Source organism: Virgisporangium ochraceum (genome assembly GCF_016863655.1).
GTDB classification, from domain to species: Bacteria; Actinomycetota; Actinomycetes; order Mycobacteriales; family Micromonosporaceae; genus Virgisporangium; species Virgisporangium ochraceum.
In genome coordinates this window covers 16,590-43,137 of sequence record NZ_BOPH01000033.1, presented here as the reverse complement: position 1 = coordinate 43,137, position 26,548 = coordinate 16,590, and the positions used below count along the sequence as shown (strand labels likewise).

The window sequence follows — 26,548 nt, the reverse complement described above, 5'->3', positions numbered from 1 at the left end:
GGGCCACCACCACGCGGCGCCGGGCCGTCCACCGGGCCGCGCTGCGCCGGAATCTCGGGACCACCACCACGCGGCGCCGGGCCGTCCACCGGACCGCGCTGCGCCGGAATCTCGACACCACCACCACGCAGCGCCGTGCCGTCACCGCCACGGACCGGTCCTTCGAACACGCGCGTGCCCGAGCCGCCGCCACCCCCGCCGCCGCCCGGGGCCTCGCTGGGGATGCGCATCTCCGGCTCGCGCAGCAGCATGCTGCCGAGGTCCTTGCCGATGTTGAGCATGTGCCGGTCGCCGCGGACCGTCTCGGTGTACTCGGCCGCGGGCCGGCCGCCCTCGCCGGCGACGAACGCGGTCGTGCGTTGGCCCGACTGCCAGGTGCCGCCACGGGCGTCGTACTCGGCGATGCCGCGGGCGCCCTCGTACCGCACCCCGGTGTTGACCTGTCCCTCGGGACCGCGCATCTCGAAGATGCGCACCTCGCCCGGGAGGCGGATGTCCATCGGCACATGCGCCTGCCCGAACACCTTCGCGAACGTGGGGTTCTTGGCCATCCAGTGCTTGGCGGTCTGGAAGACCTCGGCCCGGGTCGGCGCGAACGTCTTGTTGTAGGCACCGAACGCGGCGCCGATGGCCGCACCGTGCACCGCTCCCTCGCCGACCTTGCCGAGGTCGAATCCCTTGCCCTGGGCCCAACTCGCGACCTGGTCGGCGGTCGCGGTGACGGCACCGGCGACAGAGCCGGTGAAGGTGTGCATCACGATGCCCTTGCCGCCCATGATGCCCAGGAACGCGGCGGTGTGCGCGGCGCTCGTCAGGACCTGGCTCACGTCGATGCCGACGTCGCTGAACCGCGGGCCTTCGCCGGCGTTCAGTGCCCAGACCTGCGCGCCGAGGTTGATGCCTCCGCCGAGCACGAAGCCCGCCGCGGCCCGCATCGGTATGCCCTTGGCCCATTCGAGGGCCATCCGCTTGATGACCTGACCGCGCCCGAGTTCCATGCCCTCCCGGACGGCGGTCGAAACCACCCTGCCGGTGATGTCGCGCGCACCGTTGACGCCGGCCCGTTCCAGCCCTTCGACAGCCAGGCGACCGGCGACCCGCTGGCCGATCGTCTCGGCTCCCTCGCGGAACAACGCGTCGGCCATCCGCGTGCTGAATCTCGCGACGATCTTGCGGGCGATCGCGTCGCGGACGGCGTTCGTGATCTGCCGTTGCAGCGCCCGCTCGGCCAGTTGCGCGCCACGGCCGGCGAGCCTCGTCGTTCCGCCCGCGGCCAGCCGGCCCAGTGCGACGCGCGCCAGGCCGGACGCGCGGTGCCGTGCGGTGGCCCGCGCGATGGTGCGGACCACGCCCCGGCCCAGCGCCCGCAACGGCATGCCCGCGATGCTTCCGCGCGTGCCCACCGTTCCGCGCACCGCGCCCCGAGCCAGTACCGGCATCCCGCGCGCACCCACGTTGCCGACGCCACGCACCGTGCCACCGGCGGCGACGCGTCCGCCGGCGCGGGTGGCGCCCGGCCGGCCGAGCTTGACGAGCCCCCTGTACATCGGGCGTGGGAGCGCTCCGAGCGCCCGCCTCGGTGCCGCTCGGAGCGCCGCGCCGACAGCCCTGGGGATGATGCCCTTGATCGCGGCGATGATCGAGCGCATCACCGCCGTCTGCGCGAGGCGGGTCGCCGCGAAACGGCCGAGCGCCGTGACGAGACCGATCCCCCACAGCGCGATCATGATGATGTCGACGATCAGCATGATGGCGAGCAGGATGATGTTCAGGACGAACGCGTACGACCCGATCTCCAGTTGAAGGCCGTACATGGAGATGTCCATCGACATCTGAGCGGTGGCCATCTGCAGGTCGGCGATCGCCATGGTGAGGCCGTGGAAGGCGAGGCCGAACTGCGCCGCCGTGCCGTCACCCGACCAGTCCGACGAGATCTTCTGACCGGCGTCGACGGACCCGTCGAGGAAGTCACCGAAGTGCTCGCTGTACCTCAGCCACTGCTCGGCGAACGGGTAGACGTCGGCGTAGTTGTCCTCGGGCAGTCGTCCGAAGAGAAGGTCGCTCACCCAACCCGGAGCGGGTGGGATCCACTCGGAGATGTTGAAGAACCAGTCGTCGAGGGTGAGGAGAACCTCGATCGCCTCGTTGTGGTAACTGACGTTGAACGGCATGTCGTCACACCCGCCGGACGCACGACGAAACGGCAGCCGGGCACGACCCGACTGCCGTTGTCATCGACGGCGGACGCGACCTCACGTCGCCCGCGCGCTCGCGAGCTCCGCAGCGGCGATGGCGTCCTGCCAGAGGATGGTGGTCGTCGCCGTCACGACGTTGTTGCCGATCGTCTCGGCGTCGGTGGCCCAGGTCCTGCCCATTTCCAGGAGGTCCTCGTGTCGTGGGCCGTCGGCGCCTTCGAGGACCGCGGCGTAGTTGTCGGTCCAGAAGTCCTGCGAGTAGCCGTCTTTCCTCGTGAACACCGACGCCGCCCGCAGCGACCCCGCGGAGCCCGCGACCGCGCGGTTGAGCGCTCCGCCCTGCGACACGAGCGTGTTGCCGGCGGCGAGGACACTTCCGACGTCGCGGAAGACGATGTAGTTAGGCATCCTTCCTGCCCTCCAGGTCGGCGTCGTGGGCGCTGAACAGGTCGGGCCCGCCCTTCAACTGCTCGGCCATCGAGCGCAGGTCCTTCGGCAGCAGCTCGTCGCGGAGCTCGCGGGCCTGGCGCTGACAGTCTTCGATCGCGTCACGGGCGGTGGCCATGATCGCCGCGGCGAGTGCCTTCGAATCCGGATTACGGAAAACGCGCGGATCCAGTTCGAGGTCGACGAGTTGACCCCGCGGGCCGACGACCACCCGGATCAGCCGGTCGTCCGACCGGGCCTCGCCGCGGATGGCCAGCATCCTCTGTTGCGACTCGACCACGTTCTGGCGGGCCTTCTGCAGGTCGTCCACCATGCTGCGCAGGATGCCCCAGTCAGGTCGATCCATCGCGGCCCTCCCCCGTCAGTCAGATCGCCAGGTCGATGTATCAATCTAACCTCGCAGGTCGAGCCGGCGAAACCGCAAACGTCGTCCGAGGTGCCGGGGTGCGGAGATCGGCTAAGCTCGTAACGACGAACACTCATGCCATCCGACTACGGGGAGTCGCCATGGCCGACGGGCCGCCCGACGGGTACGACTACGACCCTGCGCATGACATCAACACCGACGAAGGCTGGCTGAAGGACGACAAGGGCAACCCGATCATGGGTGGCGGCGTCCAGGTCAACCTCGAGGGCCTGCAGGGCTACAGCCAGAAGGTCTACCAGATCCACCAGAACTTCAACGGGATGGCGGGCACCCTTGTCGGCCCGATGAAGGACATGGCCCTCGGCGCGTTCGGCACCCCGGGTCAGGGCCTGCCGTGGGCCACGGCCATGGCCAGCCTGATCGGCCACAACATAGGCCAGCTCATGGACTTCAACAAGAACATCTCCATCGGCGTCATGAACGTGGCCTACGCCGCACAGACCGTGGCCAACGTCTTCGGCGACACCGACGCGGGGTCCGCGGCCAACCTCCAGGCGATCGACTTCGCGTTCGGCAACCGGAAGGCGGCGCCCGACAGCGTGCCGCAGTACGTGCTCGACAACGTGCCCACCTGGGAGGAGTTCCAGAAGGACCACCCCGAGGTCGCCGCGCAGATGGGTCCGGGTGTCACGCCGATCGGCGGGGTGCCCGTCACGAACGGCGACACCACGACCACCAAGGTGGTGATCCCGCAGGCCGGCGGCCCGCCCATCGTGATGGAGACGACACAGCGGGTGTGGACCACCCCGGCGGGCTACTCGGGTGTCGTCACGACCGTCAAGATGAACGGCAAGGTGCAGACGGTCACGTCGACCACGTCCAACGGTTACAGCACGACCACCCAGGTCACCTCGAGCTACTACGACAAAGACGGCAACCACCAGCGCGACCGGGTCACCAGTGAGTCGACCGAGACGTGGCGGGTGCAGGGTTCGGGGGCGACCACCACGACGGTCACCGACACCGAGACGACGTCGTACACCTACAACGACAAGGGTGAGCAGACCAACTCGACCACCACGAACCAGACGGTGGCCGTGGGTGCCGAACTTCCCGACGTGCCGCTGCCCGACCCGCGGGAAGACCCGCTGTACAAGGAGCGGATGGGGCAGCTTCCCCAGCCCGGCTGAGCGAAAGGAGCCGAACCGATGGCACCTCCCTGGCCGCCCGGGCACGGGCAGGACTCCGGACCGGACCCGAGCTTCGACGCCAAGGTCGACCCGTCTACGGGCGCCAACAGGCTGTGGGGCGCCGAGGAGCCGCCCAAGTGGTTCAACAGCGAGTGGCAGCCGACGAACGAGACCCTCCAGATCCTCCACATGTGGGTCAACAACCAGAAGCCGGGGCACGTCCACGCCCTCGGTGACATGTTCCTCCGCGCCGCGCAGCTGCTCCGGGAACTCCAGCGGAACGTCCGCGCCCACAGCATGACGCTGTTCGCCGAACACTGGACCAAGGCGGACGCCCGCGCCAACTTCATGTCGCGCGGGCCGGGCCGGGTGCTGGCGTACCTCGAGAACTGGATAGCCAGTCAGGCCGTGACCGCCGACGCGCTGTACGACCTGGTCGATCCGATCCAGACTGCGCAGAAGGCCATCAACGACCTGATGAGGCGCTACGAGCCCGAGGTGAACAAAGAGGGCGAGCCGTCCACCATGGACACGGTCGGCGCCAGCCTGGCCGCCGGGTACGGCGACAGTCAGGCCTTCGCCCGGCTCGACGAGGAGATGGAGGCGCGGAAAGAGGCCAAGCGGCAGGAGTTCCACGCGGCAGCACGCGAGATCGTCAGGGTTCTGGCCGCCGCGTACAAGGACGAGTTCAACCAGATGCGCGACGGTGTCGGCAGCCCGTACACCCCACCGAACGTCATCATGTCGACGCCCGGTGAGCAGTGGCCGACCATTCCGAATGTCAGCGCGCCCAGCGTGAGCGCACCGAACGTCAGTGCCCCGAACGTCGCGACCCCGCCGACGCCGCCGGCGATCGCCCCACCGAACGTGCAGGCGCTGACCAACACCCTCCCGAACGTCACGGCGCCCACCCTGCAGAACGTGCCGACCGGGCCCAACCTGACCAACCTCCCGGGCGGTCCCCAGGTCACCCCGCCCACGGTCGCCACCCCGCCCGGCGCTCCGGTCCTGCCGCCCCTGCCGCCGGGCCTCGGGCCCGGCGCGCGCACGGTTCCCAACGCGTTCAACGCTCCGAACCTCAACACTGTCCCGGGCGCCGGTACGGGCGTCACCGGTCCCGGTGCCGGCCCGGGTGCCCTTCCGCCGCCGGGCGTCGGACGTGGCATCACCCGCGGCGTGCTCGGCCGGCAGGGTTCGACCCCGGGCGCCCTGCCGCCACCGGGTGCGGCTTTCAGCAAGCGCAACGGCACGTTCCGGCGGGAGCAGACGCAGCGCTCCCCCGCCTCGGGCTACACCGGCACCGGCGCCCGGGGTGGCAACCCGGGTGTCGTGCCGCCGGGTGTCAACACCGGTCGCCGGCAGGGTCCGGGTGCGGCGGGCGGCCGGGTAGCGGGTCCGGTCGGCGTACCCGAGGCGTTCGGGGGAGGCTCGCTGCCGCCGCCGGTCGCCCCGGTGCTCGGCCGGCAGAGTCGGCGCGGTCAGTCGGATCCGCACGGCGTCTACACCGGTCCGCAGATCGGCGACCGCGGTGAGTTCGCGCCGCCGAGCGCCACGCCACCGGTCCTCAACGCGCAGTCGCGGGCCGGCGGCAGCGCGCTTCCGCCACCGGCCGGTATTCCGCCGCAGCGCAGCCGCCGCCGTGCGGCGGATGGCAGCGCAGCCGGCGGGCTGGCGTCCGGAGGCATGGCGGTTCCGCCGGGTGGCTTCGCGGCGGGACGGGGCCGCGGGGCGGGTCGTTACACGAGCCAGCCGGCGACGAACCTGGTCGGCAACCCCGACTGGTTGGCCGAGACCACGCAGGACGCCGCGCCGTCCACGGCTCCGGTGCTGCGCAACCAGATGGTCCCTGATCCGGCGCTGGGCGGGCTGCCGCCGATGATGCCGTCGGCACCGGGTGCGAACTCGCCGGTCATCCGGCAGGCGCCGGGCACCCGCCAGGGCGCGGGCGCGCAGGGCGGTCGTGGCCGGGCGGCGTCGTCGCCGTCGGAGGCCGAGCTCACGCGCCGTTCGCGCGAGGAGCAGCAGCAGCCGGAGACGCGGCCCGGCGAGGAGGCGGCGTTCACGATGCAGACGCCGGGTGGTCCGGTGGTCGGCAGTACGCCGGCCCGTCAGGAGGAGGCGCCGAGGCCGACCATCGGCAACGGGTGACGCCTCCGCCGGTCCACACAAAGATCAAAAGCAAGAGCGGGGCGGCATTGCCGCCCCGCTCGAAGCTTCGGGTGGACCGGGGGGAGCGCGGCCTGTCAGCGCTGCGGTGAGCCGAGCTGCTTCTCGACGTCGGCCAGGGTGAGCCGGACGAACCGCTCCTCACCACCGACGAGCACGGCGAGCCCGTCGTCGGTGAGCGTCTGCATCCAGGCGCCGGCCTCGGAGCTCAGCCGCATCGTCGACGAGATGAGGTCGGCTTCGGCCTTCGACAGCCGCTGCGCCATGACCACGCTCGACTCCTGCAGGGTCGGCACGCCGTACGTGGTGAGCTGGCGCAGCACGGTGAGCCGGGTCTGCCACGGCCCGAGCGGCGTCATCGACGGTGCGCCGGTGAGCCCGACGTCGTAGAGGAGCAGCGCCGGTTCGTGCGCGCTGGCGGGCACGATCACCGCCTGGTCGGGCGGGAACGTCGCGACCCGGCCGGCGCGGCCGGTGGCCCATTCCCCGAATCCTTCCCAGCGTTCCGGTGTCGCGGTGAACACCGCCACGCGGGCGCCGAGCGCGAGGGCGCGCAGCGCGAGCACGTGGAAGGCCCACTCGCCGCCGACGAGTGCCACCCGGGTCGGTTCGGGCCGGAACAACCGGATCGAGGCTGTCGCCGCGTCGATGTCGTACCCGAGCACCATGCCGGCGCCGGGCAGCGGCACGCCGAGCAGCGCCAGGGCGCCGTCTGACGCCGTGTGTGCGCCGACCCGCAGGCTGGGCAGGTGCCGGCGCGACCGCAGCCGCCCGTCACCGGTCGCACCGTTCGCCCCGGTTCCGCCGTAGATGGTGCCGTGCGTGGGTGGGGTCGGCGGTGTCCTGGTCGGCCGTGGCGCCGTGGCCGGCAGCGTCGACGCGGATGTCGCCGCGGCCGCAGCCGCCGCCTGCGCCGACTGGCCGGCCGTGCGGCTGCCGACGACGGCGGGTGCCCCGATCCGCGACGTCGCCGCGGTGTCCACCGCGCCGGTGCCCTGCGTGGTCTCGCCGTCGACCGGTCCGGGTTGCGCGACGGGCCGGGCCGGCTGCACCACCCGCGGCGGCTGCTGAACCACGGTGCCAGCCGGCGCGACCGGCTGCGCGGCCACGCTGTGTGCGGCCTGCACCACGGTGCCCGGCTGACGCGGCACCGCCGCCGGCGGCCCCCCGTACTGAGGCACACCCGGCTGCGGAACGGGCTGTTGCGGCACGCCCTGCTGCGGCACGCCCTGCTGCGGAACGCCCTGCTGCGGAACGGGCTGTTGCGGAACGCCCTGCTGCGGAACGCCCTGCTGCGGAACGGGCTGTTGCGGAACGCCCTGCTGCGGCACACCTTGCTGCGGCACGCCCGGTTGGGGAACTCCCTGCTGGGGAACGCCCTGGTGCGGCATTCCCGGTTGCGGAACGCCCTGCTGCGGCGGTGGGGCCGGCCGAGCCGCGGGAGGCGCCACCGCGGCGGCATGGCCGATCGTCCCCGGATGCGGCATCACCCGCGCCGCACCGGACGGCTGCGGCCCACCCTGGTGCTGCCCACCGGACGGGTGCCCCCCGGGCTGCGGCACCCCCGGCTGCGGCTGCGCACCGGGCGGCTGCGCACCGGGCGGCGGAGGCGACCCCGGCGGATAGCCCGCCGGCGGGCGTCCACCACCGCCGTGCAGCGTGCCGGGCGCCACACCCGCCGGACCCGTCACCGGATACCCGGCCTGCCCCGGATGCCGCGCCGGCGGCACATATCCCACCGGCTGCTGACCCACGGGCTGCGCACCCGGCTGCTGACCCGGCTGCGGCGCCGCACCCGGCACCGCACCCGCTGGCGGCTGTACCTGGCCGGGAACCGGTGTACGCGCCTGGGCCGGTGGCACCGACGCGCGTCCGTCCGCGGGCGGCCGTCCGTCCGTGGGCGGCCGGTAGATGGGGGGCGACGGGTGCGGGTAGAGGCTGGTCGGTGGACCACCTCCGCCGATGCGGACCGGGGCACCCTCGTCGTCGTTGTCGTCCGACGGGGGTGGTGGGGGCGGGGGCGGCCGTTGGTCGTCGGGGCGGCGGTGGGGTCCGTTGATCGTCACTACGCACCGCCGCCGGTGGGGGCCGACGCGTAGGCGGCCGGGACCTGTTCGCCGTCGAGGCGGAGGACCGATCCGCCGAACTGGTGCACGATCTCGCGGATGGCGTTGCCCGCCGGTTCGAGGCCGTACTCCTTGGTGGAGACCCGCACCAGGCACCGGAAGTCGGTGAACTCCTCGTGGGGATCGAGGCTGATGCTCAGCGTGGTCGACGCGGCGGGCACGGCGGCGAGCTGTTCGAGCATCGCCGCGGCCCGGTCGGGCTCGGGCCAGCGACTGATCCAGAACGTGGCGTGGGTGAGGTGGCTCGACTGCCAGTTCTCCCACGTCTCCTTGGGCGGTTCCGCGGTCGGACTGCGCTCCAGGTCGAGCGAGCGGACCAGCGCGTCGAGCAGGCCGTCGGTGTCGAGGGCCTGGTAGCTGACCCCGTCGCGGCGGATGACCCGCCCCATCCGCCGCACGAGCGCGGCCACCACGGCCGGTGCCTGGTCGATGGGATCGGACTCGGTGACCCACGCGTCGAGGAACCGCCGCTCGTCCAGACGCACCGACACCCACACGATGCGGTCGGCCGGCACCCGTCCGTGCTGGCCGAGCAGTTCCCGGTAGGACTCCACGCACCGGTTGCGCGCGTCGATGTCGCTGGTGGGCGCCGGCACGCTCTGCATGACGAGCTGCACCACCGCACCGGGCTGGCCCATCTCGCGCACCGCCTGCGCGAGCCGGTCGATCGGCAGCCGGCCGAACGAACCCGACCGGCCGAACTGGGGCTGCACGACGGCGGCGGCGCCGAACCAGCCGGACTCGTCACGCCCGACGCCGACCCGCTCACCGTCGGTGGCCTCGTACGTGCTCACGGCCAGCCCGGGGACGAGCATGTGCAGTGCCGCCAGCCGCGGGTCGGGGTTCCGGCTCATGGCGGTGTCTTTCCGGCGGTTCAGGCTGCGGGCGAGCAGCAGCCGCTCGGTCCACCAGCGGCCGCGCCGCCGCCAGAACAGTCCCCACATCGCCGCCGCGAACACCAGCGCGGCGACGACGAGCACGATCCATCCCGCGCCGGCCGCCGCGAGCACGCCGACGAGCAGTGCCTCGGCCACCAGTAGCTGCGTGATGCTCAGCAGTCCGATGTGTCCGGGCTGGCGGCGGCGGAACAGCATCACCGGGCTCGGCGGAGGTGGAGGCGTGCTGCCGACGCGCGCCACGGCGCGGACGTGACCGGTCGCCTCACTCATGGTCGTGGTGTCCCCCGTTGTGGTTGCCGCGCGGTGGGCAGACCCCTACGTCTATCCAGCCACCATCCTAGACAGGCACCGCGCCAACGTCGCATCCGTCGATCTGGCGGTGGATGTAACCGCAGGTCACCGGCTGGACCGGCGCAGCCACGACTGCGCCTCTTCGGTGCGCCCGAGCCGCTCGAGGACGTGCGCGAGGTTGCCCATCGCACCGGTGTCGCCGGTCAGGGCGCCCTGCCGGAACCACGTCTCGGCGTCGGACCACCGCTCGGCGCGGAGGAACTTCATCCCGAGGTTGTACATGGAGTCACGATGACCGGCGGCGGCCGCCTTCCGGTACCACTCCTCCGACTCGTCCTCCCGGCCTGTGCGGGCCAGCAGGATCGCGAGGTTGTGCATCGCGTCACGGCTCTCGCCGGCCGCTGCCCGCCGGTACCACCGCTCGGCCTCGTCGAGGCGGCCGGTCTGCTTGTACAGCAGCCCGAGATCACTCATCACCGCCCGGTTGCCGGCGTCGGCGGCGCGCCGCAGCCACCGCTCCGCGGTCGCCACGTCACCCCGGTCCTTGAACACCAGGCCCAGCACGGCCATCGCGTCGGTGTCGCCCCGGTGGGCGGTGCGCCGGAGCACCCGTTCCGCCTTGTCGTTCCGGCCGGCCGCGCGGTGCAACGCGCCCTCGCCGAGCGCCACCTCGTCGCGCACGCGGGTGGCCCGGTCGCGTAAACGGCGCGCTCCCCCCCGGTCCCCTTGCTTTTCCGCAAGAAGCGCGAGGTTGTCCATGGCCGCGGTGTCGCCGGCCTCGACGCCGCGACGGAACCAGGCCTCGGCGGCGCGCGCGTCGACGAGGCCGGCGATGTTGGCGGAGAAGGGGTTTCCGGCCTCGTGGCCCTGTTCGGCGTAGCGCAGGGCCTCGGCGGCGCGACCCCGGGCGGACAGCAGGGCGGCCAGGTGGTACGACGCGTCGCCGAATCCGGTGCCGGGCCGGCCATCCGCGGCCGCGAGCGCCCGGAGGAAGTGCTCCTCGGCCTCGTCGGGACGGCCGCTCAGCCCGGCTTCGAGGTGGCCGTCGACGTCGTCGGGTGCGGGCGCCGCCCGCGGTGAGCTTTCGGCGGTGAGCCCGCGCAGTTCGTCGGCGGCCGCGTCGATGCCGGCGTCCGCGGCCCGCCAGAACAGGTCGCGGGCCTCGTCGACCCGTCCGGTGCCGCGCAGCAGGAGCGCCAGGTTGTAGGCGGCCGCGGCGCTGCCGGCGTCGATCGCGCGCCGGTACCACTGTTCGGCTTCGCCGCTACGGGACGACCGGCGCAGGAACACGGCCAGATCGTTCATCGCGGCGGCGTCGCCGGTGGCCGCGGCGGCGCGAAGGTGCCGTTCCTCGATCGGGTCCATCACGTCGACGATAGCGCCCTCCCCACAGGTGGAGGTGTCGACCGAGATCGACAGTGTTGGCGACCTTTTGCTGTTCCGGCTCAGTGAAATCCGCGAAAGGTCGCCACCACTTTCGATCATGAAACGCGCCACCGGACCGTTCGTGGGTTGTGCCGCGGTGTGGAGGCACTCACGTGCCTTCGTTGCGCGGCTCCCGAGCGGACGGCTGCTCCGTCGGCGGCGGTCGTTCCGAACCGCGCGGCATCGACGGCTCGGTCTGCTGCGATCTCCGCGACGGAGGCGACGGCTCGCCTTCGCGAAGGCCCACCCGCTCCCCGCCGCGGGGCGGCGACGGCTCGCTTCCCCGCGCCCTCTCACCACCGCCCTGCGACGGCTCGCCGCCACCGTCCCGGAGCGCCTCGCCGCCACCACCCCGCGGCGGCGACGGCTCGGACGGCCTTCCCCCAGCGGAGAGCCCCTCACCGCCCGGAGAGCCCGTCGACGACCCACCCTCGCGCGGAGGCTCCGGCACCCGGGCTTCCCCCGGTTCCCGTTCAGGCACTGCCTTCGTCCACAGAGGACAGTGACCGCCGCACGTTTGCCACCCACGCCACCGCCGCCGCGCGGCCGTTCGCGCTCCAGTTCTCCGGCGGATACCGCCGCCGCTGGGCGTGCAGGAACGCGCACGTGTGGTAGTCGGCCGCCCATCCGGTGTGGTCCGTGCCCGGCAGCATCGGTGGCGGATCGCCCACCAGTTCGGGTAGCCGGGTCGGTAGCGCGTCCCACCAACGGTCGGAGTCGAAGGAGTCGTCGTCGAAGAGGGCGGCCACCAGGCGATCGTCCACAAGGGACTCGGCGTGGCGGCGGAACGCGCACCGGTGCCGGCACGGCTCGCACTCCGGGTGCGGCGCCAGCGCCGCGTCGACGGTCGGCTCCGAGGCGCGCCACCGCGCGTAGCGCGCGGCCAGGTCGTAGTCCTCGGCCAGCGGCGCGTCGGCCATGCCGCGCGTGCGGGCGTCCAGGGCACGAACATTCGGGACCGTGATGTGCACGGCCTGTTCCAGCGCGTTGTGCGACACCAGCGCCTCGAAGGGCTTGAGGCCGGCGGCCGCCTGCTCCTGGTCGGGGGTCAGGCCCATGGTCTGCCCGAGGAGGCGCCGGTCGTCCTCGGCGGAGGTGCGGTGCATCACCTTCAGGTTCGTGATCTTGTATGCCTCCTCGGCCACCTTGCCGACCTGCTGGTCGATCAGGAAGTAGGACTGGCCGTACTTGCGGTCCTCCGCCAGCCCCTGCGCGATCCGTTCCGCGGCGAGGGCCTGGGCGTTGCCCTCCTTGGAGTCCCCTGTGGACACCGGAGCGGCGCGGGGGAAGACCCGGTGCGCCTCCTCCAGCAGCAGGACGTGCGGCTTGTCGGTGGAGCGCCGGTGCTGCCGGTACCAGCCGCGCATCGCGGTGATCAGGAGCAGCGTGATCAGCGACTGCTCCTTCGCGTTGTCGCCGACTCCGGCCAGTTCGAAGACCACGGGACGCCGCATCAGCGCGCCGATGTCGTACGACCGCCGGCAGTTCAGGGTGGTGCCGCAGGCGCCCTCCACGAGAGCCTCGGCGCGCAGCCGCGCGGCCGCGTCGATGTTGGCGTGCACCTCGCCGGCGTAGCCCAGCTTCCCGACCACCTCCGTCAACGCGGCGACGAACTCGGGAAGCACGGGCCACCGGTCGCCGTCGGCGGGGCCGGCCCGGTCGGCGGCGTGCAGCCCGCGCCGGCGGTACGTCTCCACCAGGGCCCGCCGGTACAGGAACGGCAGCGGATCCCACAGCCCGAACGCGGCCTCGAAACACGCCAGCAGGTTGGACACGTGCGACGTGACGGTGGCCCCGTCGGGAACCTGGAACGGGTTGAGGCGGAACGGCGCCACCTCGTCGTCGCCGACGGTGAAGACGAGGAGGCCGTCGAACTCGGGCAGCGTCGCGAGCCAGCGGTAGTCGTTCAGTTGCGCGTTCACCGGTTCGACGACCGCGAACGGGACGCCGTGCGCGTGGAACTGCCGGCACAGGTGCAGCGCGGTGTTGGTCTTGCCGGATCCCGGTGTGCCGACGACGAACCCGTGCCGGGGCAGGTCGGCAACGGCGAACGACACCGACGAGTCGGCCCCACCCTGGTCACCGAGCAGCAGTGCCGGACCGGTGGGCTGCGCCACGACGCGGGTGAGGTCGCGCGGCCGCGCCACCGCGATCCCGGGAACGTGGCCCTCCACCGCGAGCGGCAGGCGGAACAGGCTCGCCGCCTCGCCGCGGTCGACGAGCAGGCGCAGCAACCGCAACGCGTCACGCGACGACGGCTGCGGATCGGCGTGCAGCATCGTGGCGAGGTCGGCCGCGCCCCACGTGGTGGGCTGGAGCGTGGTGAACGCGGCGGCCACCGTGTCGTGCTCGGCCTGCGAGGCGGGCCGGGCCACCAGGTGTCCACTGGGGACGGTCGTCGGGTCGTCGCGGTTCGGGGTGGCCTGTGCCGGCGGGCTGACCGTGGCACCGAGCAGCGCGGTCAGCGCGTCGGGCAGCGGGTCGGGCGCGGCGAGGGTCACCGCGAACCGGAACGCCCGCGCGTCGCAGCGGCGCAACGCGTCGAGGTAGAACGGTTCGATCGTCATCGCGCCGGCGTCGGCGCCCAGGCGCAGCGTTCCGCCGACGTCGCTGGCCTGCTCGACGGGCTTGGCCAGCCGGCTGTAGCGGGTGGCCTCGACCTCCAGCATCCGCCGCACCTGCGGCGGCACCTGCCCCGCCATCAGCTCGACCGAGAGCGCCAGGGGTGTCGGGTGCAGGCGCAGCGCGTCCAGTAACGCGTCCCACCGTGCGGGCCGCCGCCCGAACGGCTCGACCGCGACGTAGCTCGCGACCCGGGCGTCGGGGCGCGACGGCCGCGCGACGCGGACGCGCTTGTGGATCTGCGCGAGCCCGCCGGCCGCCGGGGTGAACGGTGCGAGCACCGCGGCCACCTCGGTCGGCTCGGCGAGCGGCGTGAGCCGCACGTGGTCGGGCACCGTCGCGAGCGTGGCGGCGGCCGACCGGGCGGCGGCGAGCGCCTGCGGATGCGTGACCGCCTCGACCCGCGCGACGAGGTAGGCGTCGAGGAGCCCGGGCTCACGGTGCAGCAGCCGCAGCGCGACCACCGTGGACTCGGGCAGGCCGAGCAGGTGCCCGACGTACTCGGCCTGTTCGCCGACGGCGCGCGCCAGCCGCTGCTCGGCCTCCAGGGTGGCGTAGCCCGAGCGCAGCGACACGTCGACGGCCGCGGTGATCCGGTACGCCACCCAGCACCAGACGCGGTCGGCGCCCACGGACACGTACGGCGCGGGTGTCCCTTGTGGAGAGTGCGGCGTGACCGTCATTGACCGGGCGGCGGACCGAACGGACCGGGCGGCTGGTAGGGCGGCTGCTGCGGGTACTGCGGCGGGTACTGCTGCCCGGGCGGCCCGCTCACCGGCGGCTGGCCCGGCGGGGCGCTCGCCGGCGGACCGCTCACGGGCGGCTGTCCGTAGTTCCCGTACGGCCCGGCGGCCGGTGGCGCGCTGGCCGGTGCGACCCCGGTCGGGATCGTCTGCGTCGGCGGCTGGATCGGCGGCGGCGCCATCGCGGCCACCTGGTCGAGCGACACCTCGGCGACCTGGTTGACGAGGTGCACGACCTCCGGCGGCGCGGTGACGTTGAGCACCGCGGCCTGGATGCCGAGCCGGGTGAGGCTGTGCGTGATCTCCCGCAGCGCCCGGGCGTGCGTGTTCTGCAGCGCCGACCGGTACGCGGTGCCGCCGGCGAACACCCGGAACAGGTCACGCACGATGTGCCAGATGACGACGATCGTCGACCGCGACCGCCACATCGTCCAGCCGACGAACAGGTCGGTGCCGTAGGTCTGCACCACGACCAGCGACTGGAGCCGGTCGTCGCCGAGACGCAGCATGTACTGGCCGGCGAGCCGCACGGGGTACAGCGGGAACGGCGTCGAGCGGGCCTGCGCGGCGCGGAGCACGAACCCGTACGCGTTCGGCGCGGCGGTCGCCCGTCCCTCGACCAGCAGCGAGTACTCGGCGATCGGTTCGCGGATGCGGAAGAAGAGGCTGACGATCCAGGCGATGTACGACAGCCCGAGGATCGCGGAGAACGTGTAGAAGCCGCTGCCGAACGCGGTGGACCCCGACGTGTCAAATGCCTCTTCGACGCCGGCGTTGCCGGAGAACGTGACGCAGCCGAGGCAGCAGGCGAGCAGGAAGCCCGCGGTGCTCGCGAGGAAGAATCCCGCGGCCGACCGGACGAGATGCGGCCGCAGGTTCGTCAGGGTGATCGTGTCGTCGATGTACTCGTCGGGCTTGGTGTAGTTCGTCCTTGCCGCGCGGTAGCTGGCGTTGACGTCCTGCACCGCTTCGAAGAGCGGGTCACGGCCGAGGTTCGGATCGGTCACCCACTGCGTTTACCACATCCGCGCCGCGGCCCGCTGACCCGCGGGCGGAAGTTCGACTTCCTACCGGGTGACGGCCACCACGATGAGCGCGACCGCGGCGAGGACGTCGAGCACGAAGCAGAACTCGGTCATCGACCGCGTCACGACCTTCCCGGTGCGGTGGTGGTAGGCGTCCCAGCCCGCGTGGGCGAGCAGGCCCCCGGCCACGAGGTACGCGCCGAGGTCGCCACCGACGAGCAGCGCGGTGGCCGCCAGTCCGCCGACGACGACCATCGCCGACGCCTGCCGCGGCAGGCCTTCCCGGTCGCGGGCCGCGCCGCGCGCCAGCCCGTAGACCGCGAACGCGGCGGCGACACCGAGGATGACCCAGGTCGAGTCCGGCCCGTCGAGCACGCGGCTGACGCCGATGACGACGAACACGAGCCAGAACACCGGCCACGCGGCACCGCGCCGGCGTAGCGCCGCGGCGCCGAGGTACACGAAGCCCGACCCGACGAGCACCGGTGCGAGGTCGGCGCCGCCGGCGAGCCCGATCGTGTTGAACGCGGCGAACACCGCTCCGAAGGCGGCCGGCCACACCCGCCGCAGCCAGGTGGTCGTGCCGTTCGGTGCGTCGATGACTGCCATGGCGGCCTCCGTCGTGTCTGGAATACCCCCCGCGGGTATGCGGATCAAGATACCCTAGGGGGGTAGGGTAAACAACCCCGCCGTGCGCCGGTCCGCGCCGAAAGCGCGGCCCAATTTGTTTCGACGATCAGACCGGCGTGAGCGCGATCGAACGCATCGAGAACACTCGATTCCCACTCGAATGGACACAAAGCATTCGAGAGGCGTTCACGAACGTCGGGACATTTTCCGAAAGCCAGCCGAAACCACGCGTTGACGCCGATCCCCAGGACATCGACAATCGCCAACATCCCCACCCCCAGGAGCTGTGATGCGAAAGTCGATCAGGGCCGCGCTGACCCTCGGCGCGGCCGCCGTTCTCGCCACGGTCGGGCTCTCGCTCGCCCGTCCGGCGTCGGCCGCCTCGCTGGTCGAGGTGACCGGGTTCGGCAACAACCCCACCAACCTCCGGATGCACCTGTACGTGCCCGACCGGGTCGCGGCCCGCCCCGCGATCCTGGTGGCCAACCACTACTGCACCGGAACCGGCCCGGCGTTCTACTCCGGCACGCAGTTCGCGTCGCTGGCCGACCAGTACGGCTTCATCGTCATCTACCCGTCGGCCACCCGCAGCGGGCAGTGCTTCGACGTGTCGTCGCCGGCCGCGTTGAGCCACAGCGGCAACAGCGACCCGGCCGGCATCGTGTCGATGGTGCGGTGGGTCGTGGCGAACCGCAACGGTGACGCGAGCCGCGTCTACGCCACCGGCGCGTCCTCCGGCGCCATGATGACCAACGTCCTGCTCGCCACCCACCCCGACGTGTTCAAGGCGGGATCGGCGTTCTCGGGCGTGCCGCACGCCTGCTTCGCCACCACCGACGGAAGCGGCTGGAACTCCCAGTGCGCGCAGGGCCAGCGCATCATGACCCCGCAGCAGTGGGGCGACCTCGTGCGCAACGCCTACCCGGGCTACACCGGTACGCGGCCCCGGCTGCAGACGTTCCACGGCACCGCGGACGCCACACTGCGGTATCCCAACTTCGGCGAGCAGATCAAGCAGTGGACCAACGTGCACGGCGTGAGCCAGACGCCGAGCTTCACCGACACCCCGCAGTCGGGATGGACCCGCACCCGCTACGGCGGCACCGGCGTACAGGCGCCGGTCGAGGGCATCTCCCTGCAGGGCGCCGGCCACGACCTTCCGCGCGCCGGGATGGCCGCGATGGCGGTCGCGTTCCTCGGCCTCGACCAGAGCGGACCGGGCCCCGGCCCGTCGTCGCAGTCGCCGTCGAGCCCCGGTTCCAGCTCGTCGTCGAGCCCGGGCACGCCGGGCGGCTGCTCGGCGTCGATCTCGCTGAACCAGTGGAACGGCGGCTACGTCGCCACGGTGACGGTCACCGCCGGATCGTCGACCATCAACGGCTGGACGGTGTCGATCCCGCAGGCGGCGAACGTCACGAGCACGTGGAGCACGACCCGCAGCGGTACCAGCTTCTCCAACGTCGGCTACAACGGCCGGGTCAACGCCGGGCAGTCGACGCAGTTCGGCTTCCAGGGCACCGGGACCGGCCCGAGCGCCGCGTCGGGCTGCACGGCCAGCTGATACCGGTCACCCCGTGTGGGAGGGGGCGAACCGCGCGCCGGTCGCCTCCTCCGACACCGTCCACAGTAGACGGCCGTGCTCCGGGTCCGTCGCCGCCGCCGACAACCTGACCGGTCGCGGGTCGCCGCGCAGTTCCGCGACGCCGCCCGGTCCGATGAACTGGCCGCCCTCGACGGACGGGTCGGTGGCCGCGAACAGCTGCGGCCGCGCGCCGCGGTCGGGTGGCCGATGCGACCGAGCAGGACCCGCCACATCCGCGTGCTCGCCTGGAACTGCAGGTTCGTGCGCGCGTAGCCGGGGTGGGCGAGCACGCTGCGTACCGGGCTACCGGCCGCGGTCAGGCGCCGGTGCAGCTCCCTGACGGTCACCACGCGCGGGTCGCGGCCGGCGACGAGCAGGTCGAGCAGCAGTCCGGTGAGCGCGAAGTGCCCGAGGTGGTTCACCGCGAACTGCAGCTCGTGCCCCTGCGCGCTGAGCGTGCGCGGCGGCGCCATCACGCCGGCGTTGTTGACCAGCACGTCGAGGTGGCCGTGGTCGGCGCGGAACCGGTCGGCGAAGCTTCGCACGGAGTCGAGGTCGGCCAGGTCGAGCCGGCGCACCTCGGTGCGGTCGGCGGGAAGGTCCGCGGCCGCCGCGCGCCCGCGGGCCTCGTCGCGCACGGCCATGACCACGTGCGCGCCGCGCCCCACCAGCGCGCGGGTCGTGGCGAGGCCGAGTCCGTTGCTGGCGCCGGTGACGAGGAAGGTGCGGCCACTGAGGTCCATGTCAGCATGGCCGAGCGCAAGCGCCAGCCCGTCTCGACCGAGCTGTCCGACGCCGCGCTGCTGATGCTCGCCGCGAAGGGCTGCTGGCCCGCCACCTGGAGCGGCAGGCGGAGTGGCGCACGGTGCTCGCCGCCGGCCTGGCCGACCGCGTCGGCCTGGACCCCGCCACCCACCTGTACCCGCAACTGTCCGCCGCCATGGCGCTCGCGGCCCTCGACGCCGTGCTGCAGCGGTGGGACGCCAGCGGCGGCGCCGAGGACCCGAACGGCCTGCTCGACGACGCGTTCGCCGTCATCGCGCCGGCCCTCGACCGGCCTACCAGTCGGAGTTCGTAAGGCCGAGCCCCAGCAGCACCTGGTCGAACGTGTTGCCGTCGTTGTCGTCGGTGTAGCAGACGGGAACCTCGCCCCACGGCGACACCGCGATCGCCACCTGCTCCTGCCGTCCCGCGGTCACCTGGCTCATGGTCTGGTCGGGCAGCCGGCCGGTGCCGGTCCCGTCCGCGTTGAACCCGCGCACGAACACGTCGAGACCGGCGGTACGCCCGACCACGACGGCACCCTGGTCGTCGACGCCGATCGACGGACCCGCACCGGCACCGACGGCCGCGTCGGCGTGCCGGGCGGCGCCGGACACGGTGAACGAACGCGCCCACACCTGCCCGGCGCCCTCCCACGCCACCGCGAAGTCCCCCGCGAAACCCGTTGCCACGGCGGGGTTCCGCTGGTCGCCGTCGGTGACCCCGTTGGCCAGGCGGCGCGACAGCGTCACCGCGCCGTTCGCCTTCGCGAGCCGCACCAGACCGATGTCCAGGCCGGTGCCGGACGCGGCGTCCCACACGACCGTCGCGTCGCCGGCCGCCGACACCCCGACGTCGGGCCGCTGGCCGGTCGGGTTCGCCTGCACCTCGTACGCCTTCGTGGTGACGTTCGTGAACCCCGACGCGCGCACCGTCGGCGCCGCGGTGCCCTGGATGTCCTCCCACACCACGGTGAACGCGACCGCCGACGGCGTGTTCGGGGTGCCGTCCGGGTCGACGGCGACCTTCGGCCGGAGCTGCTGCCCGTCGGTGTTCGCGTTCGCGCGTCCCGACGCGAGGATCGCGCCGGTCGGCGACACCACGCGGTACGGGATGTTGAAGTAGCCGTTGCCGTCGGGGTCGTCGGCCCACACGACGACCGCGTTGCCCCTGTCGTCGACGCCGACGTCGGGGCTCAGGTGGCGCCAGGCGACCCCGCTCGTGCCGCCGGCCGACAGCTTCAGCTCGTACTGCGACACGCCGTCGCGGTAGAGGCGGAGGTGGATGTCGCTGTGCGCGTTGTCGTCGGCGGCCGTGGCGTCGCGGTCGTCCTCCCACACCACGGCCACGTGGCCCGACCGGTTGGTGGCGATGGCGGCCGTGTCCTGGTCGCCGGTCGCGGTGCTGTTCGCCGTGGTCCAGGTGGGTGTCGCGAGCAACGTGACGCTCATCAGCAGGCTCAGCACGGTCACACCGCCTGCAGCCCGGGAACGCCGTCCCGCACGACGAACGAGGCCGCCGTCCGCACGGGCGCGCCGTGCTCGGAGATCGTATCGACGGCGCGGAAGTCCGCGCGCAGCTGGGTCTGACCGATCGTCGTGCGCACGTAGCCGCGCCGGTTCGAGAAGAACTTCAGGTGCGGGTTGTTCGACTGGTCGGGCACCGCCGTCGTGGCGTCGCCGTTGCCGCCGGAGCTGATCGACGTGGTGACGAGCTCGGTGCCGATCGTCGCCGAGTTCGGCGTGGCGTAGTCGGCCTTGAGGTCGTTGGCCCACGCGCGGTGCACGTCGCCGGTGAGCACGACGGGGTTGCGCACGGCCCGGTCGCGCCAGCCCTGCTGGATCCGTTGCCGCGACGCGCGGTAGCCGTCCCAGGAGTCCATGCTGGCGCCGGTGTCGTTGAACCGCCGGGCGAAGAACACCTGCTGCCCGAGGATGTCCCAGGTGCCCAGCTTCTGGGCGAGCCCGTCGAGGAGCCAGGCCTCCTGCGCGGCGCCGGTGAGCGTCCGCGACGCCAGGTCGGCGTCGGCGCACACCTTCCAGCCGTCACCGCAGGCCTGGTCGGACCGGAACTGGCGGGTGTCGAGCATGTGGAACGTGGCCAGCCGACCCCAGCGGACCCGGCGGTACAACGGGATCGAGGTGCCGCTCGGTGCGGAGGCCGGCCGCAGCGGCATGTTCTCGTAGTAGGCGCGGTAGGCGGCGGTGCGCCGCGCGGTCCACTGTGCCGCGGTCAGCGTCGGGGTGTCGTTCTCCCGCACGTTGCCGGCGTGGTTGTTCTCCACCTCGTGGTCGTCGGGCACCACGAGCCAGGGCGCGACGGCGTGGGCGGCCTGCAGGTCCGGGTCGGACCGGTACAGCGCGTACCGGCGGCGGTAGTCGGCCAGCGACACGATCTCGTTGCCGACGTGCAGCCGCACCCGGCCGGCGGTCGGACCGTACTCGTAGATGTAGTCGCCGAGGTGCAGCACCAGGTCGGGCCGGTCCTCGGCCATCCGCCGGTAGGCGGTGTAGTAGCCCTCCTCGTAGTGCGCGCACGACGCGAACGCCATCACGAGGTCGCGCCCGACCGTGTCGTTCGCGGGGGCCGTGCGGGTGCGGCCGACCGGCGACACGTGGCCCTGCGCCCGGAACCGGTAGTGGTACTCGGCATCCGGGGCGAGCCCGCCGGCCACCACGTGGACGGAGTGCGCGTCGGCGTACCGCGCCGTGACGGTCCCCGACGCGACGAGCGTGGTGAACCGGTCGTTCGGCGACACCTGCCAGTCGACGGCGACGTCGGCGGTGGCCATGCCGCCCTGCCCGTCGGCGTCGAGCGGCGAGGGGGCGAGCCGCGTCCACAGCACGACGCTGTCGGCGGCCGGATCGCCGGAGGCGACCCCGAGCTTGAAGGGGTAGGGAGGGGCGGCCTGTGCGCTCCGCAGGGGAGCGGCGGCGATCCCCGCCGTCGCCACTCCCCCGAGAACGAACACGCGACGACTGACCTTAGCCATGGATCAGCATCGTAATCGAGATCTGTCGATGGTCTAGTCCGCCACCTCGTAGTTGACCACCAGCACGCCGGTGGCCGACGGCGTGCAGCCGGTCATCCGCAGCCGCTGCGGACGGGGGTATTCCCGGAACAGCCGCTTGCCGGTGCCGAGCAGCAACGGGTGCACGAACAGGGTGTACGCGTCGACGAGGTCGTTGGCGATCAGGTCCTGGGCGAGCGCGCCGCTGCCGAGCACCACGATCGACCCGTCGCCCCCGTCCTTGAGCTTTCGCACGGCGGGCACCGCGTCGCCATCGAGAATTCGCGTGTTGTTCCACGTCGCCTCGGTGAGCGTGCGGGTCGCGACGTACTTCGGCTGGCCGTTGAGGTGCGCCGCCATCGGGTTGTCGTCGGGCTGGTGCTCCCAGCCGGCCTGCATCTTCTGGTACGTGCGCCGGCCGAACAGGTACACAGTCTCGGCGCGCAGGCTCGCGGCCGACGCCTCGAACATCGCCCGGTCGGCGTACGCGGCGCCCCAGCCGCCGTGCTCGAAGCCGCCGTCGCGGTCCTCGTCGGGTGAGCCGAAGCTCTGCATGACCCCGTCGAGGGTGAGGAACTCGATGAGTGACACCGTGCGCATCGCTGACGTCCTTCCGTCGTGGCAACTCGTTCGCCCCCTGTACGAACGGCCCCGACCCGGATCGACACCCCGACGGGATTATTTTGCGTGACGACGCGCGTACTCGACGAGGTGGGCGCGGTCGGGTTGGCCGGTGCGCTGGCGCAGGCTCGCCACGTGCCGCTCCACGGTGCGCGGCGACAGGAACAGCCGCTCGGCGATCTCGATGTTGCCCAGCCGCTCACCGACCAGCCGCAGCACGTCGTACTCCCGCACGGTGACCCCGGCCCGGCGCAGCACCGGCGGCACCGCGCCGTACCCGGCCCGCCGCTGCTGCCCGCCCACGCCCGCCCCGCGCAGCAGCGCCCGGCAGGCCGCCGCTGGCTGCGTGAGGCCGGCCCCGTGGAAGTACTCCTCGGTGTCGCGCAGCCACGTCAGCGGCTCGCCCCAGCCGTCGGCGAGCGCGCACGGCGCGGCGATCCGCGTGCCCAGGTACCGGTTCAACGGCACCGCCGCGCCGGACTCCATCGCCTCGGCGGCCGCCTGCGCGGCGTCGTCGGGCTTGCCGTCGCGGCCGAACAGCACCGCGCGGGTCCACAGCACGTACGAGCGGTGCAGCGACATCTGCATGAGGTTCGTGCCGAGCAACGCGTCGTGGTCGGCCCACGTCGCGTGGCCGCCGGCCGCCCGCAGCAACAGGTACGGGGCGCGGTGGCCGAACCCGCGCCGGTGCCCGATCGCGGCGCTCGCCGCGTCGGCGTCGGCGAAGTGCTCCAGCGCCCGGTCGTGGTCCTCCTCCAGCAGCGCGCACACCGCCCGCAGGTAGCCCCACACCTCCGGCCCGTACCCGAACAGGTCGACGCCCTCGAGCTGGGCCAGCGCCCGTTCCATGCCGGCCCGGTCGGCCCGGCACGCGGCGAGCACGGCCCGGCCGCACAGCCCGATCCGTTCCAGGTCGATCCGGCGGAACCGGCGCGCCGTCGCCAACGCCCGGTCGCAGTACCGTTCGGCCGCGACGAGGTCGCCGGCGAAGACCGCGGCGACGCCGAGGTTGAAGTCGACCCACGCCGCCGTGACGACCGCGCCCGCGTCCTCGACCGCCTGCCGGATGACCAGCAGCCCGCTGACGTCGTTGGTGCGGTCCTTCTCGATCGCCGCGATCTCCATGAACGCGCGGACCCGCCAGATCGGCAGGGAGTGCCGCTCGGCCAGCTCCGCCACCCGACCCAGGTGGGCCTGTGCGGCGGCGAGGTCGGTGAGCCGCGCGCACCGCGACAGGATCTCCAGCGCCTCGCAGGCCACCTCCGGCAGGTCGGCCGCGGTGGCGGTGGCCAGCGCCGCCTCGGCCAGCCGCCGCGCCTCGGTGTCGCCCTCGGGGTGGTCGCTGAGAAAGACCAACCGGGACGCGACCGCGTCGATCTCGGCCACGAGCGCGGGTTCCCCGCCGGCGAGGGCGCGCGCGGCCGCGATCTCGGCCAGCCCGTCGCGCCACAGCCCCGAGGCACCCCCGGCCCGGGCGCGGGTCAGCCGGGCCGCCACCCGCCGGGCGGGTGACGCGTCCACTCTGGACAGCGCACCGTCCAGAGTGGACCCGAGCGCGCGGACCCGTTCGATGTCACCGGACTCGACGAGCGTGTGGACCAGCGCCTCCAGCAGCCCGGCCGTCGTCTCGCTGCCGTCGCGCGTGTCCACGAGCGACAGTCCCCGCTCCAGCAGCGCGGTCGACGCGGCGAGCGTCCCCCGGGCGGCGGCCCGCCGCCCGGCACGGCGCAACAGCTCCGCGGCCCGGCCGGGCTCGTCGGCGGTGAGCCACAGCGCCGCGGCGACCTCCTCCTGCCCGTCGACCGGCTCCACCACGGCGGCGGCCGTGCGGGCGAGGCCGGCCCGCTCCACCGGCAGCAGCCCGGCGAGCACCGCCTCGGCCGTCAACGCGTGCCGGAACGCGTACCGGTCCGGGTCGTCGCCCGGCTCGGCGGCCACGAGTTGGGCGCCCGCGGCCGCCCGCAGGTGCCCGACGGCGTCCGTGGCGTCGATGCCCGCGGTGGCCGCCGCGGCCGACAGCGAGAACGTCCGCCCGAACACCGCGGCGGCCCGCAGCACCTCCGTCGCGCCGGGCCCGAGCCGGTCGACCCGCCGTTGCACGGCCGCCGCGACCGTCGCCGGCACCCGCGCGCCGGGGTCGCCGGGGTCACCGGTGAGCCGCCACCCGTCGGGCATGCGGACGAGCGTGCCGTCGTCGACGAGCGCGCCGAGCATCTCCTCGACCACGAACGGCACGCCGTCGGCGTTGCGGTGCACCCGGTCGAGCAGCTCGTCGGGCACCGGCCCGTCGAGGCAGCGGTGCACCAGCTCGCCGGTCGCCGCCCGGTCGAGCGGCGCGAGCCGCAGCACGGTGGCCGCGCGCCGGGCCACCGCCGACGCGATGACGTCGTGCGCCGGCCCCGGATCCGGTCGCGCGGTACCGACCACGACCACCGGCTGGTCGCCGACGTTGTCGGCCAGGTAGTCCACGACGTGCAGGGTGTCGGCGTCGGCGTCGTGCAGGTCCTCCAGCGTCAGCACGCACGTGCCGAGCTGGGCGAGCAGCCGCAGCACCGCCTCGGCCCGCACCAGCGGCGGATCGGTCAGCGCCTCGGTGCGGTCGGACACCAGCCGCCACAGCACCGGCCAGAACCCGCCCAGCCGCTCGCGGTCGACCGACCCGTCGCGCAGCGCGCCGAGGACCGCCTCCGACACCGCCCGCAGCGGTACCGACCCGGCCCGTCCGCGCACCACCCGGACGCCGGCGCCGCCCGCCGTCGCGGCCAGCCGCGACTTGCCGATGCCCGCCTCGCCGACCACGAAGACCGTGCCGCCGACGCCGGCCCGCGCCCGGGCCACCGCCGCGTCGAGCGCGCCGACCTCGGCCGCGCGGCCCACCAGCACGGGCGAGACGAAAGACATCAGCATCCTTCCATTCGGTGGCGACGGGGATGCTACCGAGCCCGGACAAATATGCGGGCCGGACCCTCATGTCACCGGTCCGTGGAGCCACCATGCTCGGCTGCGATCCATGCCTCGAAGCCCTTGGGAGCAACCACATGAGCACGTACCACGGAGCCCCGCCGTCGCTCGGCGTCCCGCGGCCCGCACCGACCCGGCCGGTGACGGTCGCCCTGTCGATGTGGGGCGGACTCACCGTCGCCCTGCTGTCACTCCTCGGCGCGGTGTTCGCGATCGTGACCGGCAGGGACGCGCTCCGCGACTACGCCCTCGCCGAGGCGCGCGACTACCTCGGCGCGGACGCCGACCCCGAGCTGCTGGACATCGCGCTGCAGGCGGCCCTCGACGACGCCTACAGCACGCTGGTGATCAAGGCCGGGCTCGCGGCCGTGGTGGCGCTCGGCGTGCTCGTGTTCGCGTTCACCGTGCGCAACGCGGCGCTCTGGGCGCGCATCTGCCTCACCGTCGCGCTGGTGTTCAACATGTGCGGCGGCAGCGGCCTGCTGCTCATCGACACCGAGGTGATGCCCGGCCTGACCGTCGCGACCGCCGCGGCGGCGCCGACGCTGAGCATCGCGGTGATCGTGCTGATGTTCCTGCCGCCCACCAACCGGTACGCGGCCGCGCGTAAGCTCGCCCGCTGATGCGATCGACACCTTTGCGGTCAAGCTCTGTATGGACGGTCACCGTCGCCACGGTCGCGGCGGTGACCCTGACAGGCGCCACCGCCCGTGCCGGGTCCGCCACCGTGGAGGACACCTACGCGGCACCCGGGCCGTGGGCCGTCAGAGTGTCCACTGTGGACACGCGGTTCGTCGTCCACCATCCGGCCGACCTCGGCGCCGGCGGTGTCCGGCACCCGGTCGTCACGTGGGGCAACGGGTCCAACGCCACGCCCGACCGGTACCCGGGCCTGCTGAACCACCTGGCGTCGTGGGGGTTCGTCGTCATCGCGTCGACGAGCACCACCACGGCCTCGGGGGTCGAGCTGCTCGCCGCCGTCGACCATCTCGTCGCGGCTAACGACGACCCGGCGAGCCCGTTCGCCGGCACGCTCGACGTGAGCCGGGTGGCCGCGGCCGGCCACTCGCAGGGCGCCGGCGGCGCCGCCCGGGCCACGCTCGCGTCGAGCCGGATCCGCACCGTGGTGCCGATCAACCCGCCCGACCCGCTGTGGATCCCCGACGCCGACGAGGTCGACGTGTCGCTCGTGCGGGTGCCGGTGCTGCTACTCAGCGGAACCAACGACCGGCTGGTCTCGCCGCCCCGCACGCTCACCGGGTACTACAACCGCATCCCGGGTGCGGTGGCCCGCGCGTCGCTGAACGGCGCCGACCACAACACGATCCAGCAGACCGGCGGCGGCTACCTCGGCTACCTCGCCGCGTGGCTGCGCTGGCACCTGATGGACGACACCCTTGCGGCGACGGCGTTCCGCGGGCCGGCGCCCGAGTTCCTCGGCGACCCGGACTGGACCAACCGGGCCGCCAGGAACCTCGGGCCGTGA

The 26,548-nt window shown here is 73.1% G+C and carries 21 protein-coding genes; 7 read left to right on the top strand and 14 right to left on the bottom strand.

Annotated elements, in window-relative coordinates; translation table 11 throughout:
* The 3 genes from Voc01_RS14005 to Voc01_RS13995 all read right to left on the bottom strand — a co-directional run.
* Positions 1-2,171 (bottom strand): WXG100-like domain-containing protein (locus Voc01_RS14005; protein WP_445009827.1); only part of this gene is annotated, 2,171 nt, incomplete at its 3' end.
* An 81-nt stretch (positions 2,172-2,252) separates the two neighbouring features.
* A complete protein-coding gene (locus Voc01_RS14000) occupies positions 2,253-2,603 on the bottom strand; it encodes a hypothetical protein (protein ID WP_203927829.1) in 351 nt (116 codons plus the stop codon).
* The gene (locus Voc01_RS13995; RefSeq protein ID WP_239160178.1) at positions 2,596-2,955 is read right to left on the bottom strand and encodes a YbaB/EbfC family nucleoid-associated protein; all 360 of its coding nucleotides are present in this window, start codon (positions 2,953-2,955) and stop codon (positions 2,596-2,598) included. Before Voc01_RS13995 ends, Voc01_RS14000 begins: the two co-directional genes overlap by 8 nt.
* 194 nt (positions 2,956-3,149) lie before the next feature.
* Between Voc01_RS13995 and Voc01_RS13990 the strand changes: the two genes are divergently transcribed.
* Both Voc01_RS13990 and Voc01_RS13985 read left to right on the top strand, forming a co-directional pair.
* The gene (locus Voc01_RS13990) at positions 3,150-4,199 is read left to right on the top strand and encodes a hypothetical protein (protein ID WP_203927827.1); all 1,050 of its coding nucleotides are present in this window, start codon (positions 3,150-3,152) and stop codon (positions 4,197-4,199) included.
* Positions 4,200-4,217: 18 nt separating this feature from the next.
* The gene (locus Voc01_RS13985) at positions 4,218-6,347 is read left to right on the top strand and encodes a hypothetical protein (protein ID WP_203927826.1); all 2,130 of its coding nucleotides are present in this window, start codon (positions 4,218-4,220) and stop codon (positions 6,345-6,347) included.
* A gap of 95 nt (positions 6,348-6,442) precedes the next feature.
* Here Voc01_RS13985 and Voc01_RS13980 read toward each other — a convergent pair whose 3' ends face one another.
* Positions 6,443-7,546, bottom strand: a complete 1,104-nt coding sequence (locus Voc01_RS13980; RefSeq protein WP_203927825.1) for a hypothetical protein — start codon at positions 7,544-7,546, stop codon at positions 6,443-6,445.
* Between the two features lie 21 nt (positions 7,547-7,567).
* On the opposite strand from Voc01_RS13980, the gene Voc01_RS13975 reads away from it, so the two are divergent.
* The gene (locus Voc01_RS13975) at positions 7,568-8,464 is read left to right on the top strand and encodes a pentapeptide repeat-containing protein (RefSeq protein ID WP_203927824.1); all 897 of its coding nucleotides are present in this window, start codon (positions 7,568-7,570) and stop codon (positions 8,462-8,464) included.
* Here the strand turns inward: Voc01_RS13975 and Voc01_RS13970 are convergent.
* From Voc01_RS13970 to Voc01_RS13950, 5 genes are all read right to left on the bottom strand, one after another.
* Complete coding sequence (locus Voc01_RS13970) at positions 8,431-9,660, bottom strand: type VII secretion protein EccE (protein ID WP_203927823.1); 1,230 nt, start codon at positions 9,658-9,660, stop codon at positions 8,431-8,433. The genes Voc01_RS13975 and Voc01_RS13970 overlap by 34 nt on opposite strands.
* Before the next feature lie 126 nt (positions 9,661-9,786).
* Positions 9,787-11,046 (bottom strand): SEL1-like repeat protein, encoded by a 1,260-nt coding sequence (locus tag Voc01_RS13965; protein WP_203927822.1) that lies wholly within the window; start codon positions 11,044-11,046, stop codon positions 9,787-9,789.
* Positions 11,047-11,579: 533 nt separating this feature from the next.
* Positions 11,580-14,360 (bottom strand): ATP-binding protein, encoded by a 2,781-nt coding sequence (locus Voc01_RS13960; protein ID WP_203927821.1) that lies wholly within the window; start codon positions 14,358-14,360, stop codon positions 11,580-11,582.
* A gap of 47 nt (positions 14,361-14,407) precedes the next feature.
* A complete protein-coding gene (locus Voc01_RS13955) occupies positions 14,408-15,478 on the bottom strand; it encodes a hypothetical protein (RefSeq protein WP_203927820.1) in 1,071 nt (356 codons plus the stop codon).
* Between the two features lie 60 nt (positions 15,479-15,538).
* Positions 15,539-16,105 (bottom strand): hypothetical protein, encoded by a 567-nt coding sequence (locus Voc01_RS13950; protein WP_203927819.1) that lies wholly within the window; start codon positions 16,103-16,105, stop codon positions 15,539-15,541.
* Between the two features lie 310 nt (positions 16,106-16,415).
* Here Voc01_RS13950 and Voc01_RS13945 point away from each other — a divergent pair, with 310 nt between their 5' ends.
* Positions 16,416-17,687, top strand: a complete 1,272-nt coding sequence (locus Voc01_RS13945; RefSeq protein ID WP_203927818.1) for an extracellular catalytic domain type 1 short-chain-length polyhydroxyalkanoate depolymerase — start codon at positions 16,416-16,418, stop codon at positions 17,685-17,687.
* Here Voc01_RS13945 and Voc01_RS13940 read toward each other — a convergent pair.
* The gene (locus tag Voc01_RS13940; RefSeq protein WP_307781571.1) at positions 17,591-18,451 is read right to left on the bottom strand and encodes an SDR family NAD(P)-dependent oxidoreductase; all 861 of its coding nucleotides are present in this window, start codon (positions 18,449-18,451) and stop codon (positions 17,591-17,593) included. The genes Voc01_RS13945 and Voc01_RS13940 overlap by 97 nt on opposite strands.
* 80 nt (positions 18,452-18,531) lie before the next feature.
* On the opposite strand from Voc01_RS13940, the gene Voc01_RS13935 reads away from it, so the two are divergent.
* Entirely contained in the window at positions 18,532-18,786 is a 255-nt protein-coding gene (locus tag Voc01_RS13935; RefSeq protein ID WP_203927831.1) for an acyl-CoA-like ligand-binding transcription factor, read from the top strand.
* Here Voc01_RS13935 and Voc01_RS13930 read toward each other — a convergent pair.
* From Voc01_RS13930 to Voc01_RS13915, 4 genes are all read right to left on the bottom strand, one after another.
* The gene (locus tag Voc01_RS13930) at positions 18,767-19,936 is read right to left on the bottom strand and encodes a hypothetical protein (protein WP_239160176.1); all 1,170 of its coding nucleotides are present in this window, start codon (positions 19,934-19,936) and stop codon (positions 18,767-18,769) included. The genes Voc01_RS13935 and Voc01_RS13930 overlap by 20 nt on opposite strands.
* A 2-nt stretch (positions 19,937-19,938) precedes the next feature.
* Positions 19,939-21,462, bottom strand: coding sequence for an alkaline phosphatase D family protein (locus Voc01_RS13925; RefSeq protein ID WP_203927817.1), 1,524 nt, complete (start codon positions 21,460-21,462; stop codon positions 19,939-19,941).
* A 33-nt stretch (positions 21,463-21,495) separates the two neighbouring features.
* Positions 21,496-22,080 (bottom strand): dihydrofolate reductase family protein, encoded by a 585-nt coding sequence (locus tag Voc01_RS13920; protein ID WP_203927816.1) that lies wholly within the window; start codon positions 22,078-22,080, stop codon positions 21,496-21,498.
* A 78-nt stretch (positions 22,081-22,158) separates the two neighbouring features.
* A complete protein-coding gene (locus Voc01_RS13915; protein ID WP_203927815.1) occupies positions 22,159-25,002 on the bottom strand; it encodes an ATP-binding protein in 2,844 nt (947 codons plus the stop codon).
* Positions 25,003-25,139: 137 nt separating this feature from the next.
* On the opposite strand from Voc01_RS13915, the gene Voc01_RS13910 reads away from it, so the two are divergent.
* Positions 25,140-25,685, top strand: coding sequence for a hypothetical protein (locus tag Voc01_RS13910; protein WP_203927814.1), 546 nt, complete (start codon positions 25,140-25,142; stop codon positions 25,683-25,685).
* A 62-nt stretch (positions 25,686-25,747) separates the two neighbouring features.
* Positions 25,748-26,548 (top strand): poly(ethylene terephthalate) hydrolase family protein, encoded by an 801-nt coding sequence (locus Voc01_RS13905; RefSeq protein WP_203927813.1) that lies wholly within the window; start codon positions 25,748-25,750, stop codon positions 26,546-26,548.